This is a genomic window from Aquimarina longa SW024 (genome assembly GCF_001401755.1).
GTDB classification, from domain to species: domain Bacteria; phylum Bacteroidota; class Bacteroidia; order Flavobacteriales; family Flavobacteriaceae; genus Aquimarina; species Aquimarina longa.
On sequence record NZ_AVQK01000015.1, the window covers coordinates 233,725 to 248,309 of the forward strand.

The 14,585-nt window shown below is 31.6% G+C and carries 18 protein-coding genes; 14 read left to right on the forward strand and 4 right to left on the reverse strand.

All coding sequences use genetic code 11. The features are described from left to right. The first annotated feature begins 1 nt into the window (after position 1). From N456_RS03605 to N456_RS03625, 5 genes are all read left to right on the forward strand, one after another. Positions 2-226 carry a hypothetical protein gene (locus N456_RS03605; RefSeq protein WP_240315471.1) on the forward strand — a complete coding sequence of 75 codons (225 nt, stop codon included), beginning with the start codon at positions 2-4 and terminating at the stop codon, positions 224-226. Positions 227-278: 52 nt separating this feature from the next. After that, positions 279-602: a DUF3892 domain-containing protein gene (locus N456_RS03610; protein WP_062053979.1), complete on the forward strand. Its 324-nt coding sequence runs from the start codon at positions 279-281 to the stop codon at positions 600-602. 65 nt (positions 603-667) lie between these two features. Continuing rightward, positions 668-946 carry a hypothetical protein gene (locus tag N456_RS03615; protein ID WP_062053981.1) on the forward strand — a complete coding sequence of 93 codons (279 nt, stop codon included), beginning with the start codon at positions 668-670 and terminating at the stop codon, positions 944-946. Positions 947-1,063: 117 nt separating this feature from the next. Then, positions 1,064-2,152, forward strand: coding sequence for a cytochrome-c peroxidase (locus N456_RS03620; protein ID WP_062053983.1), 1,089 nt, complete (start codon positions 1,064-1,066; stop codon positions 2,150-2,152). A 157-nt stretch (positions 2,153-2,309) separates the two neighbouring features. Further along, positions 2,310-2,750, forward strand: coding sequence for a hypothetical protein (locus N456_RS03625; RefSeq protein ID WP_062053986.1), 441 nt, complete (start codon positions 2,310-2,312; stop codon positions 2,748-2,750). A 135-nt stretch (positions 2,751-2,885) separates the two neighbouring features. Here N456_RS03625 and N456_RS03630 read toward each other — a convergent pair whose 3' ends face one another. Next, a complete protein-coding gene (locus N456_RS03630) occupies positions 2,886-3,308 on the reverse strand; it encodes a secondary thiamine-phosphate synthase enzyme YjbQ (RefSeq protein WP_062053988.1) in 423 nt (140 codons plus the stop codon). 171 nt (positions 3,309-3,479) lie between these two features. On the opposite strand from N456_RS03630, the gene N456_RS03635 reads away from it, so the two are divergent. Continuing rightward, positions 3,480-4,301, forward strand: a complete 822-nt coding sequence (locus tag N456_RS03635) for a Cof-type HAD-IIB family hydrolase (protein WP_062053991.1) — start codon at positions 3,480-3,482, stop codon at positions 4,299-4,301. 15 nt (positions 4,302-4,316) lie between these two features. Here N456_RS03635 and N456_RS03640 read toward each other — a convergent pair whose 3' ends face one another. Both N456_RS03640 and lepA read right to left on the reverse strand, forming a co-directional pair. Further along, complete coding sequence (locus tag N456_RS03640; RefSeq protein WP_062053993.1) at positions 4,317-4,793, reverse strand: nucleoside deaminase; 477 nt, start codon at positions 4,791-4,793, stop codon at positions 4,317-4,319. 101 nt (positions 4,794-4,894) lie between these two features. Further along, positions 4,895-6,691 carry a translation elongation factor 4 gene (lepA, locus tag N456_RS03645; protein ID WP_062053995.1) on the reverse strand — a complete coding sequence of 599 codons (1,797 nt, stop codon included), beginning with the start codon at positions 6,689-6,691 and terminating at the stop codon, positions 4,895-4,897. A 1,030-nt stretch (positions 6,692-7,721) separates the two neighbouring features. Here lepA and N456_RS03650 point away from each other — a divergent pair. Both N456_RS03650 and N456_RS03655 read left to right on the forward strand, forming a co-directional pair. After that, the gene (locus tag N456_RS03650; RefSeq protein WP_148639172.1) at positions 7,722-8,282 is read left to right on the forward strand and encodes a hypothetical protein; all 561 of its coding nucleotides are present in this window, start codon (positions 7,722-7,724) and stop codon (positions 8,280-8,282) included. A 5-nt stretch (positions 8,283-8,287) separates the two neighbouring features. Then, positions 8,288-8,596: a hypothetical protein gene (locus N456_RS03655; RefSeq protein ID WP_148639173.1), complete on the forward strand. Its 309-nt coding sequence runs from the start codon at positions 8,288-8,290 to the stop codon at positions 8,594-8,596. 17 nt (positions 8,597-8,613) lie between these two features. Here the strand turns inward: N456_RS03655 and N456_RS03660 are convergent, their stop codons facing one another. Beyond that, positions 8,614-8,988, reverse strand: coding sequence for a helix-turn-helix domain-containing protein (locus N456_RS03660; protein WP_062054001.1), 375 nt, complete (start codon positions 8,986-8,988; stop codon positions 8,614-8,616). Positions 8,989-9,336: 348 nt separating this feature from the next. Between N456_RS03660 and N456_RS24220 the strand changes: the two genes are divergently transcribed. The 6 genes from N456_RS24220 to N456_RS03685 all read left to right on the forward strand — a co-directional run bounded on the left by N456_RS24220 (position 9,337) and on the right by N456_RS03685 (position 14,477). Beyond that, complete coding sequence (locus N456_RS24220) at positions 9,337-9,507, forward strand: hypothetical protein (RefSeq protein ID WP_158447816.1); 171 nt, start codon at positions 9,337-9,339, stop codon at positions 9,505-9,507. 53 nt (positions 9,508-9,560) lie between these two features. Continuing rightward, positions 9,561-9,854: a hypothetical protein gene (locus tag N456_RS03670; protein ID WP_062054005.1), complete on the forward strand. Its 294-nt coding sequence runs from the start codon at positions 9,561-9,563 to the stop codon at positions 9,852-9,854. 398 nt (positions 9,855-10,252) lie between these two features. Beyond that, positions 10,253-10,429 (forward strand): hypothetical protein, encoded by a 177-nt coding sequence (locus tag N456_RS24225; protein WP_158447817.1) that lies wholly within the window; start codon positions 10,253-10,255, stop codon positions 10,427-10,429. A 228-nt stretch (positions 10,430-10,657) separates the two neighbouring features. Beyond that, positions 10,658-12,430: a type VI secretion system Vgr family protein gene (locus tag N456_RS03675; RefSeq protein ID WP_062054007.1), complete on the forward strand. Its 1,773-nt coding sequence runs from the start codon at positions 10,658-10,660 to the stop codon at positions 12,428-12,430. Positions 12,431-12,432: 2 nt separating this feature from the next. Further along, positions 12,433-13,824 (forward strand): zinc metalloprotease, encoded by a 1,392-nt coding sequence (locus N456_RS24945; RefSeq protein WP_062054009.1) that lies wholly within the window; start codon positions 12,433-12,435, stop codon positions 13,822-13,824. Then, positions 13,821-14,477 carry a hypothetical protein gene (locus tag N456_RS03685; RefSeq protein WP_148639174.1) on the forward strand — a complete coding sequence of 219 codons (657 nt, stop codon included), beginning with the start codon at positions 13,821-13,823 and terminating at the stop codon, positions 14,475-14,477. The genes N456_RS24945 and N456_RS03685 overlap by 4 nt, the downstream gene beginning before the upstream one ends. The last annotated feature ends 108 nt before the right edge of the window (positions 14,478-14,585 follow it).

Below are 14,585 nucleotides of genomic sequence, written 5' to 3' on the forward strand. Positions count from 1 at the left end.
AATGAGTAAACTAGTACTGTATATGTTCATCGCAGCTATTATAACACCTTTTACCTCAGTAGTAGAAGCTGATAAAGAAGTATATATCTGTAATGGTCCTAAAAGTAAAAGATATCATTATCGTAAGAATTGTAGAGGATTAAAAAGATGTTCTACAAGAATATATAAGATGTCTCTAGAAGAGGCAAAAGAAGAAGGAAGGACTTTATGTGGTTGGGAGGATTAAGGTTAATCAAAAAATATATAAAAACTAAAACAAATTATTAAATACAATAGATATGGCTTTATACAGAATATCAGGAGTTTGGAAAGACTCAAAGAATGCTATCACTCACTATGCCTTTCATGAGGTAAGAAAAAAATCAATTTCCAGAGCAATAAAAATAGCAAAGCATGATGCTGTAAGACTGTTAGAAACAAGAGGTAATACAGCTACAACATGGGTATGGAATTATGCAAAAGCTATTTGGAAGATTGGAGAAGAAGTAACGGTTGTTAATGGAAGTAATGGGAAATATTTAAGATCAAACCCAGATGATAAAAAAACAGATAATTTGGGACATTTGATAGATTTTGATTGGATTGCTCCTTTAAAAGAATAAAGAAGATCTAAGATCAAACAAACTTTTACTATCACACTATATTATAGTGTATACTACTATAAAACATGGATAAGATCACTAAAGAAGCTTTATTAAAAAGAAGAAAAATAAATTCTAGAATTTTCAAATTTGAATGCTTATCCATGTTTATATTTTTTGGTCTAGTATATATGGTTGCAAGTTATCATACATCTAACTCTAGAGATAATGAATTTAAAGAAGCGCAACAGTTTTTGATTACTAAAGAATATGAAAAAGGAATTAACGCTATTAATACAGCTATTGGTAAGAAACTGTTCAATAAAATGTGTCAATCTTTTTTTACAACCTTCATTTTTAGTTAAAAAAAATAATGTTTTTATAATTTTTTTGTAAGGATATCAGTTATATAACGACAGTGAAGAATACCAGCTTTAAAATACGTATATCTATTATATAAGTCCACACAAAAATTTGACAATATGAAACGCTTACACTATTGGGGTTTTACCCTTATTTTATTAGTATTGATTAGTTGTACTAAAAAATCAACATCAAAAGACGCAGATTATATTCCTGTTCCTTTTACAAGAACTGAAGAGTTTAAAGCATTAGAACTAGATCGAAAAGCACGACGTACATTTGGTGCATTACCAATTGATGCAGAAAACCCCAAGAATCCAACCACACAAGATAAAATCACCCTTGGTAAACTCTTATATTTTGACAAAAGATTGTCTAAAGACAATACACAGAGTTGTAATACCTGTCATAATATAGCTACATATGGAGTAGATAATCAATCTTTTTCTATGGGTAATGATGGTAAGTTAGGAGGGCGTAATTCTCCTACAACTTTTAATGCAGCATTACATTTTTCTCAATTCTGGGATGGTAGAGAACCTGATGTAGAGCAACAAGCAGGAGGACCAATACTAAACCCTGTAGAAATGGCAATGCCTAATGAGGCAGAAGTAGTCAGTAGATTATCAAAAATTGACGAGTATATCGAGCTATTTAATACCGTATTTCCAGAAGATAAAACACCAATCACGTATAACAATATTAAAAAAGCAATTGGTGCTTACGAAAGAAAATTAATTACCCCTTCTAAGTTTGATCTCTATATGTCTGGAGATGATACTGCATTAAACACCTATGAAAAACAAGGTATGGATACTTTTATGAGTGTTGGTTGCATCACATGTCATGCAGGTGCCTTATTAGGCGGTACTATGTATCAAAAATTTGGTCTTACGGTAAACTACTGGGAACATACCAAAAGTAAAAAAATCGATAACGGACGATTTGACCTTACTAAAAATGAAGCTGATAGATACGTATTTAAAGTCCCTTCTTTACGGAACATAGAAAAGACAGGTCCTTATTTTCATGATGGTAGTGTTAATGATCTAAAAAAAGCTATCGGAATTATGGCAGAAACCCAGTTAAATAAAAAACTCAGCGCCAAACAAATCAATGAAATTCATATATTCTTACAATCTCTTACTGGGCAATTACCCGATGAGTTTGTAGAAGAAACAACCAATACAATAACAGCTATTAATTAGACTTAATATATTCTTGTTTTACAAAATTAAGAGGCTTTGCGGAACAAGTTCTTATATGTACCTTTGCAAAAAAACGGTATGGTATAAAAACGACCTAATCATCAATAAGGTTGTAGTATACTTACTTTAAAAAGGTTTTTTAATTAAACATATTATCATGTATCAGACTATCCAAATCGTTCATTCTTATTGGGCGTATCTTGTTGTTATTATTGTTACTTTATCGACTATTAATGCACTTATTGGTTTTTTTACCAAAAGAGAATACACCCCAAAAGATTTTAGAATTTCTCTGTTTGCGCTTATTGTAACACATATACAGTTATTAATAGGAATTATAATTTTCTTTGTTTCCCCTTTTGTGGTTTGGTTTTCGGGAACACATAAAATGGGAGAAATTATGAAAGATGCCACACTACGATTGTATAATGTGGAGCACCCAACAGTTATGATACTAACAATAGTTTTTATTACAATGGGATATTCTAAACATAAGAAAAAACTTACTTCTACTCCAAAACTTAAAACATTAGCTATTTTTTACACTATAGCATTAATATTAATGCTATCTAGAATCCCTTGGGCAAATTGGTTCTAAATTATGGATTACAGCTCTTAAAAAGAGTGAAAACACTAAATCACACCTATTACAATACAAGAATACATCCCAGAGTACATCTAGGATGTATTCTTGTATAAATATGTATGTTAGGAGTAGATATGCTACTAATAGTTAATTTCCATAAGCTGTTAACACTAACTTCCGAGAACCTCCATAATCTCTATGTTCACATAGATAAACTCCTTGCCAAGTTCCTAGATTTAATCTACCTTTTGTTACTGGTATCTGAACAGAAGTTCCCATCAATGAAGCTTTGATATGTGCCGGCATATCATCAGGACCCTCATACGTATGAATATAGTACGGAGCATTCTCAGGAACCATCACATTCATATGACTCTCAAAATCTTGTCGTACTGTAGGGTCTACATTTTCATTTATTGTAAGACTTGCAGAAGTATGCTTTATAAATACTTGTAATTGACCTATCTCAATCTGCTTAATTTCGGGGAAAGCCTCAATAATTAGATTTGTAATTAAATGAAACCCTCTAGAGCAAGATGGCAATTTTATTTCTTTTTGAAAAAACTTCATCATATATAAATGCTAAAAAATACACTAATATACTGTCTTTAATAACTTCTTAGAATACTCTAGACTCTTTTTTAACATCATAAACACTATGATTTAATGTAAATTTTATAATCTTTACATACACTATTCTTTCTAACCTATTACCTTTATAAGCTAAAACTAAGAGTTTCTATGGATTTATCTCAGATAAAAATGGTTGCCACCGATATGGATGGTACGCTTCTTAATGATAAGGGCGAAGTAAGTACTCATTTCTATACTCTTTTTGAACAACTACGGAATCTTGGAGTTGTCTTTGTAGCTGCTAGTGGAAGACAATATTACAGTATTATCCATAAATTAAATGCTATCAAAGATGATATTTTTGTTATTGCAGAAAATGGTGCATTAACAATGCAAAAAGACTTAGAATTACAAACCACCACAATCGATAGAGCGACCTATCTAGAACTACTCGATATTACGAAAAATATAAAAGGGTCTCAGGTAATTCTCTGCGGGCGAAAAAAAGCATACATAGAAGATTATGGGCAAGATTTTAGAAATATGCTAGATGAATATTATGGTAAATATGAAGTTTTGGATGATTTATCACAAGCAATAGATGACCAGTATCTAAAAATTGCTATCTGTCATCAAGAAGGATCCGAAAAATATCTCTACCCTGCACTAAAACACTTAGAAGATCGTCTAAAAGTAAAAGTATCCGGAGAAGTATGGTTAGATCTATCCCATAATCTTGCTAATAAAGGATATGCATTAGAGCAGTTACAAAAAAGCCATAACATTCGCCCAGAAGAGACTATGGTTTTTGGAGATTATAATAATGACCTAGAGATGATGAGCCAAGCAACTTATAGTTTTGCTATGGAAAACGCACATCCTAATGTAAAGGCGATTGCTAACTATATTACAAAAAGCAATAATGAGAATGGTGTAGAGTATATGTTACAAAAAATGATAGAAGACAAGAAAGTAATGCTTAATAAGTAAAAACAGTGTCTTTGATTAATAGGTTGTTCTATCCGTTTTTGCTTCCCATTGTTCAAAAACTTTAACTGCTTCCTCTCTCATAAGGCCTACAAAATTAATCTGTCTTGCATCGATTTTTTTGTCGATTTCATCATAGATAAACTGATCATCAAAATTAATTGCTGCGGCATCTTCTTTTGTACAGCCATAAAAAACCTTCATAGGTCTGGCCCAGTAAATTGCTCCAAGACACATAGGGCAAGGTTCGCAAGAAGTATATAATATACAGTTGTCTAACTGAAATGTCTTTAGCTCTGCGCAAGCCTTTCGTATAGCCACCACTTCTGCATGTGCAGTAGGGTCATTGGTAGAAGTAACACTATTACACCCTTCTGCTATGATTTGATCATCTTTGACAACTACAGCTCCAAAAGGTCCACCTGTATTAGAAGTCATACCTTGCTGGGCAACTGTAATAGCTCTACCCATAAAATACTTATCTCTTTCTGTCATATCTTATCTTTGTATATAGAAACTATTTATAACCAATAAAAGCAACTCAGTTTTTTAAAAACTAGTATCGTTAAAAAAAGAGAGGTTAGATAACACTATATCTAATCATTTAATTTCAATACTGCCATAAATGCTTCCTGAGGGATTTCTACATTACCTACCTGTCGCATACGTTTTTTTCCTTTCTTCTGCTTTTCTAATAATTTACGCTTACGAGAAATATCCCCTCCATAACATTTTGCTGTTACATCTTTTCTAAGTGCTTTTACTGTTTCTCTAGCGATAAACTTAGCTCCAATTGCGGCTTGTATTGGGATATCAAACTGCTGACGTGGGATTAACTCTTTTAGTTTCTCACAGATTTTCTTACCGATATCATAAGCATTATCTTTATGTAATAATGCGGATAGCGCATCTACTATATTTCCATTAAGTAATATATCTACTTTTACCAATTTAGAAGCACGCATTCCGATAGGAGTATAATCAAAGGAAGCATACCCTTTTGAGACCGTTTTTAAACGGTCATAGAAATCAAAAACGATTTCTGCTAATGGCATATCAAAGGTTAATTCTACTCGTTCTGTAGTTAAATACGTTTGGTTTGTAATCTCTCCTCGCTTCTCTATACATAATGACATTACAGACCCTACAAAATCGGATTTAGTAATAATTGATGCTTTTATATAGGGTTCTTCTACTCGATTCATAGATGATGGATCAGGTAAATCTGATGGATTATTAACAATAATAATATCATCAGGATGCTTATGTGTAAATGCATGATAAGATACGTTGGGAACTGTTGTAATCACTGTCATATTAAACTCACGTTCCAAACGTTCTTGGATAATCTCCATATGTAACATCCCTAAGAATCCACATCTAAATCCAAAGCCTAATGCTGCAGAACTTTCTGGTACAAATACCAATGAAGCGTCATTAAGTTGCAACTTCTCCATAGAATTACGAAGCTCTTCATAATCCTCAGTATCTACAGGATAAATCCCAGCAAATACCATTGGTTTTACATCTTCAAAACCTTCGATAGCATTTTGCGTGGGTGTTTTGGCATCTGTTATAGTATCTCCTACTTTTACTTCTCTTGCATCTTTAATACCTGTGATAAGGTAGCCTACATCTCCTGTTTTTATCGCTTTTTTAGGTACTTGATTAAGTTTTAAAGTACCGATTTCATCAGCAAAATAGTTTTTATCTGTAGCAACAAATTTAATCTGTTGCCCTTTTTTGATCTCTCCATTAATCACTCTAAAATAGGTTTCTACTCCTCTAAACGGATTATAGACTGAATCAAAAATCAATGCTTGTAAAGGCTCCTCAGGATTTCCTTCTGGCTCAGGGATACGATCAATAACTGCTGCTAGAATTTCCTCAATCCCGATTCCTGTTTTAGCACTTGCTGGGATTACATCTTCTGCATCACAACCTAATAGGTCAATGATATCATCTGTTACTTCTTCTGGATTAGCACTTGGTAAATCTATCTTGTTCAGTACAGGAATAATCTCTAGATCATTTTCTAAAGCCAGATATAAATTAGAGATCGTCTGCGCTTGTATGCTCTGTGCTGCATCTACGATGAGCAATGCTCCTTCGCATGCTGCAATCGATCGAGAAACTTCATAAGAAAAATCTACATGACCAGGAGTATCAATAAGATTCAGAATATATTCTTCTCCTTTATATGTATATTCCATCTGGATTGCATGACTCTTGATTGTAATACCTCGTTCACGTTCCAGATCCATACTATCTAATAACTGTGCTTGCGCTTCACGAGCTGTTACTGATCCTGTAAAATCTAATAATCGATCTGCCAAGGTACTTTTACCGTGATCAATATGTGCTATAATGCAAAAGTTTCTAATGTTTTTCATGTATTGTGTCTCTTGTCTCATATACCATCTACGCTAACATATCCGTCTCGTTTGGTATAGCAATCCTTCTTTAATACCTATTGATAGGTTCTTTATTTTTTTTCAAAAATCATTTTAAGGTGTAACCCTATACTATGTTTCGGGTCGAGCTATATGCGCTACATGGTAGCTTACTGCTATCCCTTATGCAATTTTCACACCTTTAATGACTTGCAAATATAATTGATTTTAGATGCTTTATACTATCCCTTACTGTATTTTTAGACCTCATAGGTCTTAAAGACCTGTGAGGATAGTTAACTTAAATAGTATAAAATACTGATAATCAAATATTTATATTTTAACTCGTTTTTATAGGTTAAACATAGGTTAAATAATTAATCAATTTTCTACTATTATGAACTCTATTTTTACGCCTATAAATATACATCAAAGCACAAACCATCGTTCGTCACTTTTATCAATACTTATCTGGTGAAAAAAAAATCCCTACCAATAGACAAAATAACCCTCTTATGGCTAAACAACCAAAAACAACAAGAGAGCAAATGATACAAGAAATGATAATCAAAATGGCTAATTCTAAAGAGCATAGATTTTAGAATTATGAGTAAATCACATTAAAAATAGTGCTATCGTAATACACTATTACGGCTTTAACGTAACTCATTTAAGGTTTTGATATACAGTTACATAAGGTGTTTTTTCATGTTTGATCTTAATTTTAGCTCAAATCTGCATTTTAGCCTTAATTTTTGGGGAATATTTAGATTGAAAACAGGTTTTTTTGCTAAAAAATTGAGCAAAATTACGTCCAAAATATTAAAAAACAGTATAGATTTCTATGTATTATTTCTTTAGCTTTACACTGTAAATCAATTAATTATAATACAATTGATTTGATATCAATATTACATAATCCCTAAAAAAAATATTATGAAGTCGAATTTATTTGTTTTAAGTATTCTTTTTCTATTTTTATCTATGATGTTTTTTACAAGTTGTGAAATGTCAGATGATAATGAAATTTATGAAACAGAAATTAAAGGTGTTGACAAAGATATTCAAAGACCTGGTACGCAAGGTGTCTTTAATGACAAAGCTGTTAACCAATATATTAGTTGAAGAAAAAGTTCCATTTCATATTAGGGTAATCGGTACTTTTTTTATTATATTATCTGGAAGTATGCTCTATTTGGATAAACTTTTGGCTCTTTTGGAGATCAATAGTATGGAGACATTTGGATATTCTAATTTTAGTAATTTTATTTGGGCGTTTACTCAGAGTATATCGCCCATTTTAATGTTATTAGGATTTTATTTAAAACCATATAGGTTTTCATTTTTAATTCCCATTTATTGCTATGGACTTCAACTTATTTGGATTTTTAGCTCTGAACATTCAGATGACTTTTTAAGTCATATTTTTGCCATTGGAATATGTTTCATTTTTGTAATAACAGTTTTTTTAATAAAAAGAATCATTAAGCTTTTTGAGTATAGGAAAAATAAAGATGAAGAATTTATTAGTGAAGCAAAAGATGTTTTAGAGATATTGAAATCAAGAATGTTAGAAGAAAGTAAAATTTAAGTATGATGGAAAAAGATTTACTCACGGAAATTAGAGGTTTAAAAAACAAGTTAATTCTAAATAATATTACAATTGATAATGCTGTAGATCGATTTTCTCAATTAATTAATCAATTTCAGAATGATTCAACTTATGATAAAGAAATTACTTTGTTTGATGAATTATCATTATCTGAGATTGAAAAATATTTTTTAGAAAAAAATAGAAAAGCTATAGATCGTATAGCTACCTTGAATAAGATTTTAGTACTCCAAGAACTTGGAATAAAGTTTAGCCCAGAAGAACTGAATAACTTAATATCAAGAAATAATTAAACATAAGTATTTTAACATTATTCTCCTTGACTATTTAAAATAATATGCTTTTCCAAAAGTTCTGCTTTTGCTTGATTTCGATGGTATTCAATAAACATTTTAACACTTGGTATTTTCTCATATTCATCTACATGCTTTAAACAGAATGATGCCATTTCTTCTATAGATAATTCATTTTTATGAGAAACATCCATTGTTATTAATGGCGTTTTTTGATCAGACAGTTTTTCATGCAATTTTTGTTTTAGAAATTCTCCAACGGTTTTTGGAACTTTTTGTTGATCATACTCCCATGCTTGTATCGTTCTAGTTCCTACCTCTATCAGTTCAGCAAGAGCAGCTTGTGTTAATCCCAAACTTTTTCTAATTTCTTTTAATTCTCTAGCATTCATTTATTTCAAAATAATGATATTTTTGCGTATTTATGTTGTTTTTAATTGTAAAATACGCTATTTTTGCGTGTATTCAATTTTAAAACACATGTAAAGATAATTATTTTAGTTGCATATCTTTCATTAGAGGTTGTTTTTAAAATAGAAATTTATAACTAACATTAAAAAAAAACGTGAGATGATTTACTCAGTAAATTAAAGAACAATTTTAACTAACAAATACTAATCACTAAAGGAATTACCCCGCCTTAGTTTTCCAAAATTAATTTAGTCAACATAAACATATGTTAATTCATGAAAAAAAAGAAGACAGCATCTTACAAAAGGGAAAAATTAGAAACTTGGTTAATGAAGAATTGCAAATTTTTCAATATTACTAGTCTGGAAAACCATTTATCATTTCCAAAGGGTACTATTCATAAATTTATAAAGTATGATCGTAAAATGACAGATGAGAAAATTGAAATCTTATATAAGACGTTTGAACACATCGTTTTTGATTTTATAGAAGAAGAATGAATAAACTTTTAATGAAAATAGATATTTTAAAAAATAACCCTAAATAAATAGATATGAAACTAAGTACCACACAAGAAAAAGAAAGGAGAGTACGTCTTTTTGAAGAACGTGTATTTACCCAGTTACAGATTAAACAATCTCAGTTTAGCTGTTGTGTAGAAACTTATAGCGGTTATGCCCTATTATTGCGTAGATGGATACAAGAGTCTAATAAGCAGGGACTAAATTCTTCTGAGATTGCAACCCTTATACGCAAATCTCCTTTGACTATAGATCATATAAAACAAAATAAACCATTATCCCTAAAAAACATCATCCCAAAAAATAGTAGAGTGAGAGTAAGTTAAGTTGAGTTAGTTCGAGGTTCGTCCTTGTATAGAGATGTCGGGTACGGCAGAGTTTTTAGTTCGCAACAGTTCATTTTGTAATTCTAAAGTACCCTGATGTCTTTGTAAAACGCGTAATTATCTATCTAGAGATAAAAAATATTGATTTTAAAACATAAATATATGGTCGCAGGGGCAATACTATAGTTAAGATTTGGGGAAATTTTCAATATACTATATACCAATTAATTGCTCCTGCATTTTTATAAATGAACTCCCCAATTAATTTAGGATAGCGAGAGTAATTTTTTGCAACCCCTCCATTGTGTAGTCCTCTATGTGCATGATTACTCTTGTGTCCTTTTAAACCAACAACCTCGGAGAATTAACCCCTCAATGAGGGATTAAAACCTAATAAGATGTTAGTAGACGACATAGACGAAGTACCACAAGAAGTATTATTCGGAATATTAAAGTTTTTAAATATCGACACAAACAACTTTATGAATAAATTATTAAACCATGATCCCTATTGTGTCAGTGTATATACATGGATCTATGCTCGATATCATGAGAATAAAATATCCGATAATTAAAAAAAAGTAACAATCTTAGAGTATAAGACATTAACTAATAAAGTATATAATTAAATGATTAAAAAGCTAACTGTAGGAATAATCGCAACAAAAAAGGGGTCTTTTCCCCTGATGAATACCTTGTATTACCCCTTGTATAAGATTACTTTTGGGGGACTATTTTTACACCTAACTACATAACCTAATTATAACTTAAAACCTATTCCCTAAAAAAACTACTACGACATTATGGCACTACAAACAAATACCTCTATTTACCTATCGGGCAATAAATTAGACTCCTATATAAGTCTTAAATTATCACAGCAATTAGATGCACATCATGATCTAGAGCTAGTGTGCCGAGCTGATGTTATCGAGCAACTGACAGAAGAACTTATAGGAGAGAGTAAAGACTATCTAGGAGGTCTTATTACCCTACAGATACAAGCAGTATCAAAGTATGGTGGATATAAAGAGTTAGAGTTTAAAGGAGTAGTTAGTGGATTGGAAGCCATCAAAGGGGATGATCAATACCAAGGTAACTTAATCGTATTACAGGTCAAAAGTACAAGTATATTAGCAGATGATGGAGAGCACTACGCTTCATATAATGATATGAATTTGTCTGAGATTATGGAACGCACTTTTCAGGGATATGATGTAGGGAAATTAGAAACCAATTTTGCACCCCGATCCTCAGAAACCATACACTACTCCGTACAGCATAATCAAAGTGCCTTTAGCTATGCCAGTAGATTAGCAGCTTATCATAATGAGTGGTTCTATTATAACGGTAAACAATTAATATTTGGCAACCCTAGTACCGAAGAAACAGAGCTTATTCATGGAATAGACTTACGATCATTCAGTATACAATTAGATACAATAGCTAATGCTACTAGCTATATCAGCAGTGATTACCTTACAGGAGCGTTGCATAAAAAAAGTAGTACAGAGATCAATACCTCCTCAGAGGGGTATCATGGGTTTATGGATAATAAATCCAGAGAACTCTATCATAAGACCACACAGGTAGTACATTCGTTACTTACCGACCCTAATCAAAAGTATAGATTAGACCAACAGGTAGAACAGTATACTAAGGCTAAATCTATGAAACAGGTCATTGCCCGAGGGAGCAGTGATAACCCAAGTGTAGCACTAGGAGCGATAATAAAAGTAAAAGGTTATGGGAGTTATAGAATTATTAGTATTACCCATACCAATACAGAAGATGGAGTATATACCAATGAGTTTACCGCCGTAGAAGCTAGTTCTGACACCTACCCACATATGGATCTCAATCGATATCCTAAAAGTGATATCACCACAGGGATAGTTATAGATAATAATGATCCCGAAGGACTAGGAAGAATAAAAGTACAACTCCCTTGGCAAAAAACAATCGGTTCAACAACCCCTTGGATACGGGTGATGACTCCCCACGCAGGAGCAGAAAAAGGCTTCTTTTTTGTTTCCGAAAAAGGAGAAGAGGTCGTAATCGGTTTTGAAGGCTCTAATGCCGAAAAAGCTTTCGTAATGGGCGCATTATATTCTGGTACAGCAAGCCCATCAACATTACAAGCTGATCTAAATAATAGAAAAAGTATTAGAACCCGTAGCCAACATTTGTTAGAATTTGACGATACAGCAGGAGCAGAAAGTATTACGATAACCGATAAAAACGGAAATGCCTTTAAGATTGATACCGCTAATAACAATATCAATATTACTGCGTTAGAAAATATGACCTTTATGGCTAAAAATATAGAATTTAGAGCAACAGAAGATATTAAGGTCAGTGCAGGTAAAAACAAAACAGAGCAGATAGCAGGTAATTATAATCTTACCGCTTCTAATATTATAGAAACAGCATCTCAGAATATGAGAAGTCAGGCAGAGCAAGTATCCCTACAATCTAGTACCGATGCTACTATTGCAAGTACTAGTGGTAATGTAAACAAGCAAGCAGATCAAAAAGTGAATAATAACAGCGGAGAGCAAGGAAACGTTTTTTAGATATGGGTAAAAAAGGAAGAATCGTTAAAATCGCAAAAGGGTCGCTATCTATTATCGCTAAGAATGATATTAATATCTACGCCAAGAATATAAATACCTATGCAGCCATTAGTATTAATGAAACAGGAGGGCAAGGCGTATTTTTTGGAACACCAGAACCACCGCCTTCTGGAATGTTTGAAGAAATATCAACTAACTCCGAACAACAGACCTTGGAACAACAAGCAACTAGCGATACAGGTATCGCTAGTAATGATGCAGTAATAGAGGATATTAATACTACAGATGTTAGTAGACCAAGAAAGTGTATTATTAAGTTTACTGTAAAAAGTAGTGTTATTAGAGAGGGAACATTTGGCTTTGATCAGATCCCTTCTGATTATAAAAGTATAATCAAGTCAAATGCCCGAGACTTAGAAAATGATATTCAAAGTTTAGAAAATGAGTATAATCCTTTTGAGGTAGAAGGAGAACAATATTTCCCTTCTTGGGTAAGCCTTCGAGTAGGACAAACGATAATTTTACAGTTAGATAAAACTTTCAATAAAAAGGATGAATATCAAAGAGTAGCTTTTGAAAATCATTCAGATTTTTCTTTTGTTTATAAAAAAGGATCTAATGAAGTTAATGATATGATTGAAGCTAAAGAAGTGCATATTACTTGCAATACAAATAATGAGAGTCCTAATGGCACGCAGATTAAGGTAAAAGCAGATGGAACTGATGCAGGAGGAATAAACCTATGGTATCCAAGACCTAAAACTATTGATCTACAATGGCATTTTGTTGAGATAACAGGAAATGATAAGGATCAAGATGTTTTAGAAGATAAATTAGAATTAAACCAATTATCAAGTCTTTTAGAAAAAGGATTGAAACCTGCTTTAATTGATATTAATATTTTGAATGATGATCCAAATATTTTGGATATTAGTGCAGAGAATGAACAATTAAAAAGGGAAGGTATTATAAAAAAATCAGATCATCATAATTATATTGAAAGAGATAGGAAGCAAGATTTTGTAAATGTAATTAAAGACAATCATGTTGCATCAAATAATATAGTTACATTATATCTTGTAAATAGGAGCTGTTTAATTACTGGTGCTATGGGGGAAGATGGAGGACAGTTTGATGTAATTGCAGGATTTTCTCCAACAGGTACAGGGGTTGCCTATGGAATATTAGATGGTGAAAAAAGACTACAACATACTGCAATAATGCACGAAGTCATGCACGCTTTAGGTCTCAGGCATACTTTTAGTAATCGAGCTACCCACACTTTTAAGGATAAAAAAACAAAAAATTATATGGACTATCATGAATCAAAAAAATATACATGGAAATGGCAATGGACAAAACTACATACATACACACATTTACAAGAATTATGAAAACTAAACTTCTGTTAGTTGCTTATATTTTAATTACCCTTTCTTGTTCTGCGCAAAATAGATTTGTGAAAACAAATGAAACCTGCTTATTTGATGATCCAATTTTTGAGATCAAAAAAGAAGAAATGGTTTTTGATAATGAAAAATATAGCAGTATTCTTTCTAAAAAAAAAGTTTTTTATACTGATTCTGAACAATATATCACGAGAATTCAAACAAAAAAAATATGGCTAACCGATAAAAAAACTCAACTAACTAAAAAAATTAAATACAATAACTCTAACAATATCAAGCATTTGTATTTCTATAAAAAACACTCAACTAACACAAAAATTGGAAAAGAGTATTTTTTTGATGAAAATGGTACGATAACAAAAACTATTGATTACGAAAAAGGATACAATATATGCTGGGCAGAAGCAATCTCTATCGTAAAAAAAATAGCTGAAAAAGATATTAAAAAGTACAACATTAATGTATTTTATTTAAGTAGAGTTGATCTTAATGAATTCCCTAATTCAAAACCAAAATGGAGAGTTTCTATGAATGGTGATGAAGAGTACAACGATCTTGATACTAAATTCTATGAAATTGATGGGATTACGGGTGAGTTCATTAGAACATATAAGGTAAAAACTATTTATGAAGAGTAGTATACCTTAAAAAGTAATAAAAAAACTATTTACTATAATTAATGACATCTTTTAACCACCCTATAAAAAAAAGAATAGAAGGCACACATAACTTTTATGGAATAGAAA

Bases quoted from the DNA above. Each gene is read 5' to 3' on its own strand.
- N456_RS03605 (WP_240315471.1), top strand. From the start codon at position 2: ATGAGTAAACTAGTACTGTATATGTTCATCGCAGCTATTATAACACCT.
- N456_RS03610 (WP_062053979.1), top strand. From the start codon at position 279: ATGGCTTTATACAGAATATCAGGAGTTTGGAAAGACTCAAAGAATGCT.
- N456_RS03615 (WP_062053981.1), top strand. From the start codon at position 668: ATGGATAAGATCACTAAAGAAGCTTTATTAAAAAGAAGAAAAATAAAT.
- N456_RS03620 (WP_062053983.1), top strand. From the start codon at position 1,064: ATGAAACGCTTACACTATTGGGGTTTTACCCTTATTTTATTAGTATTG.
- N456_RS03625 (WP_062053986.1), top strand. From the start codon at position 2,310: ATGTATCAGACTATCCAAATCGTTCATTCTTATTGGGCGTATCTTGTT.
- N456_RS03630 (WP_062053988.1), bottom strand. From the start codon at position 3,308: ATGAAGTTTTTTCAAAAAGAAATAAAATTGCCATCTTGCTCTAGAGGG.
- N456_RS03635 (WP_062053991.1), top strand. From the start codon at position 3,480: ATGGATTTATCTCAGATAAAAATGGTTGCCACCGATATGGATGGTACG.
- N456_RS03640 (WP_062053993.1), bottom strand. From the start codon at position 4,793: ATGACAGAAAGAGATAAGTATTTTATGGGTAGAGCTATTACAGTTGCC.
- lepA (WP_062053995.1), bottom strand. From the start codon at position 6,691: ATGAAAAACATTAGAAACTTTTGCATTATAGCACATATTGATCACGGT.
- N456_RS03650 (WP_148639172.1), top strand. From the start codon at position 7,722: ATGAAACAGAAATTAAAGGTGTTGACAAAGATATTCAAAGACCTGGTA.
- N456_RS03655 (WP_148639173.1), top strand. From the start codon at position 8,288: ATGGAAAAAGATTTACTCACGGAAATTAGAGGTTTAAAAAACAAGTTA.
- N456_RS03660 (WP_062054001.1), bottom strand. From the start codon at position 8,988: ATGAATGCTAGAGAATTAAAAGAAATTAGAAAAAGTTTGGGATTAACA.
- N456_RS24220 (WP_158447816.1), top strand. From the start codon at position 9,337: ATGAAGAATTGCAAATTTTTCAATATTACTAGTCTGGAAAACCATTTA.
- N456_RS03670 (WP_062054005.1), top strand. From the start codon at position 9,561: ATGAAACTAAGTACCACACAAGAAAAAGAAAGGAGAGTACGTCTTTTT.
- N456_RS24225 (WP_158447817.1), top strand. From the start codon at position 10,253: ATGTTAGTAGACGACATAGACGAAGTACCACAAGAAGTATTATTCGGA.
- N456_RS03675 (WP_062054007.1), top strand. From the start codon at position 10,658: ATGGCACTACAAACAAATACCTCTATTTACCTATCGGGCAATAAATTA.
- N456_RS24945 (WP_062054009.1), top strand. From the start codon at position 12,433: ATGGGTAAAAAAGGAAGAATCGTTAAAATCGCAAAAGGGTCGCTATCT.
- N456_RS03685 (WP_148639174.1), top strand. From the start codon at position 13,821: ATGAAAACTAAACTTCTGTTAGTTGCTTATATTTTAATTACCCTTTCT.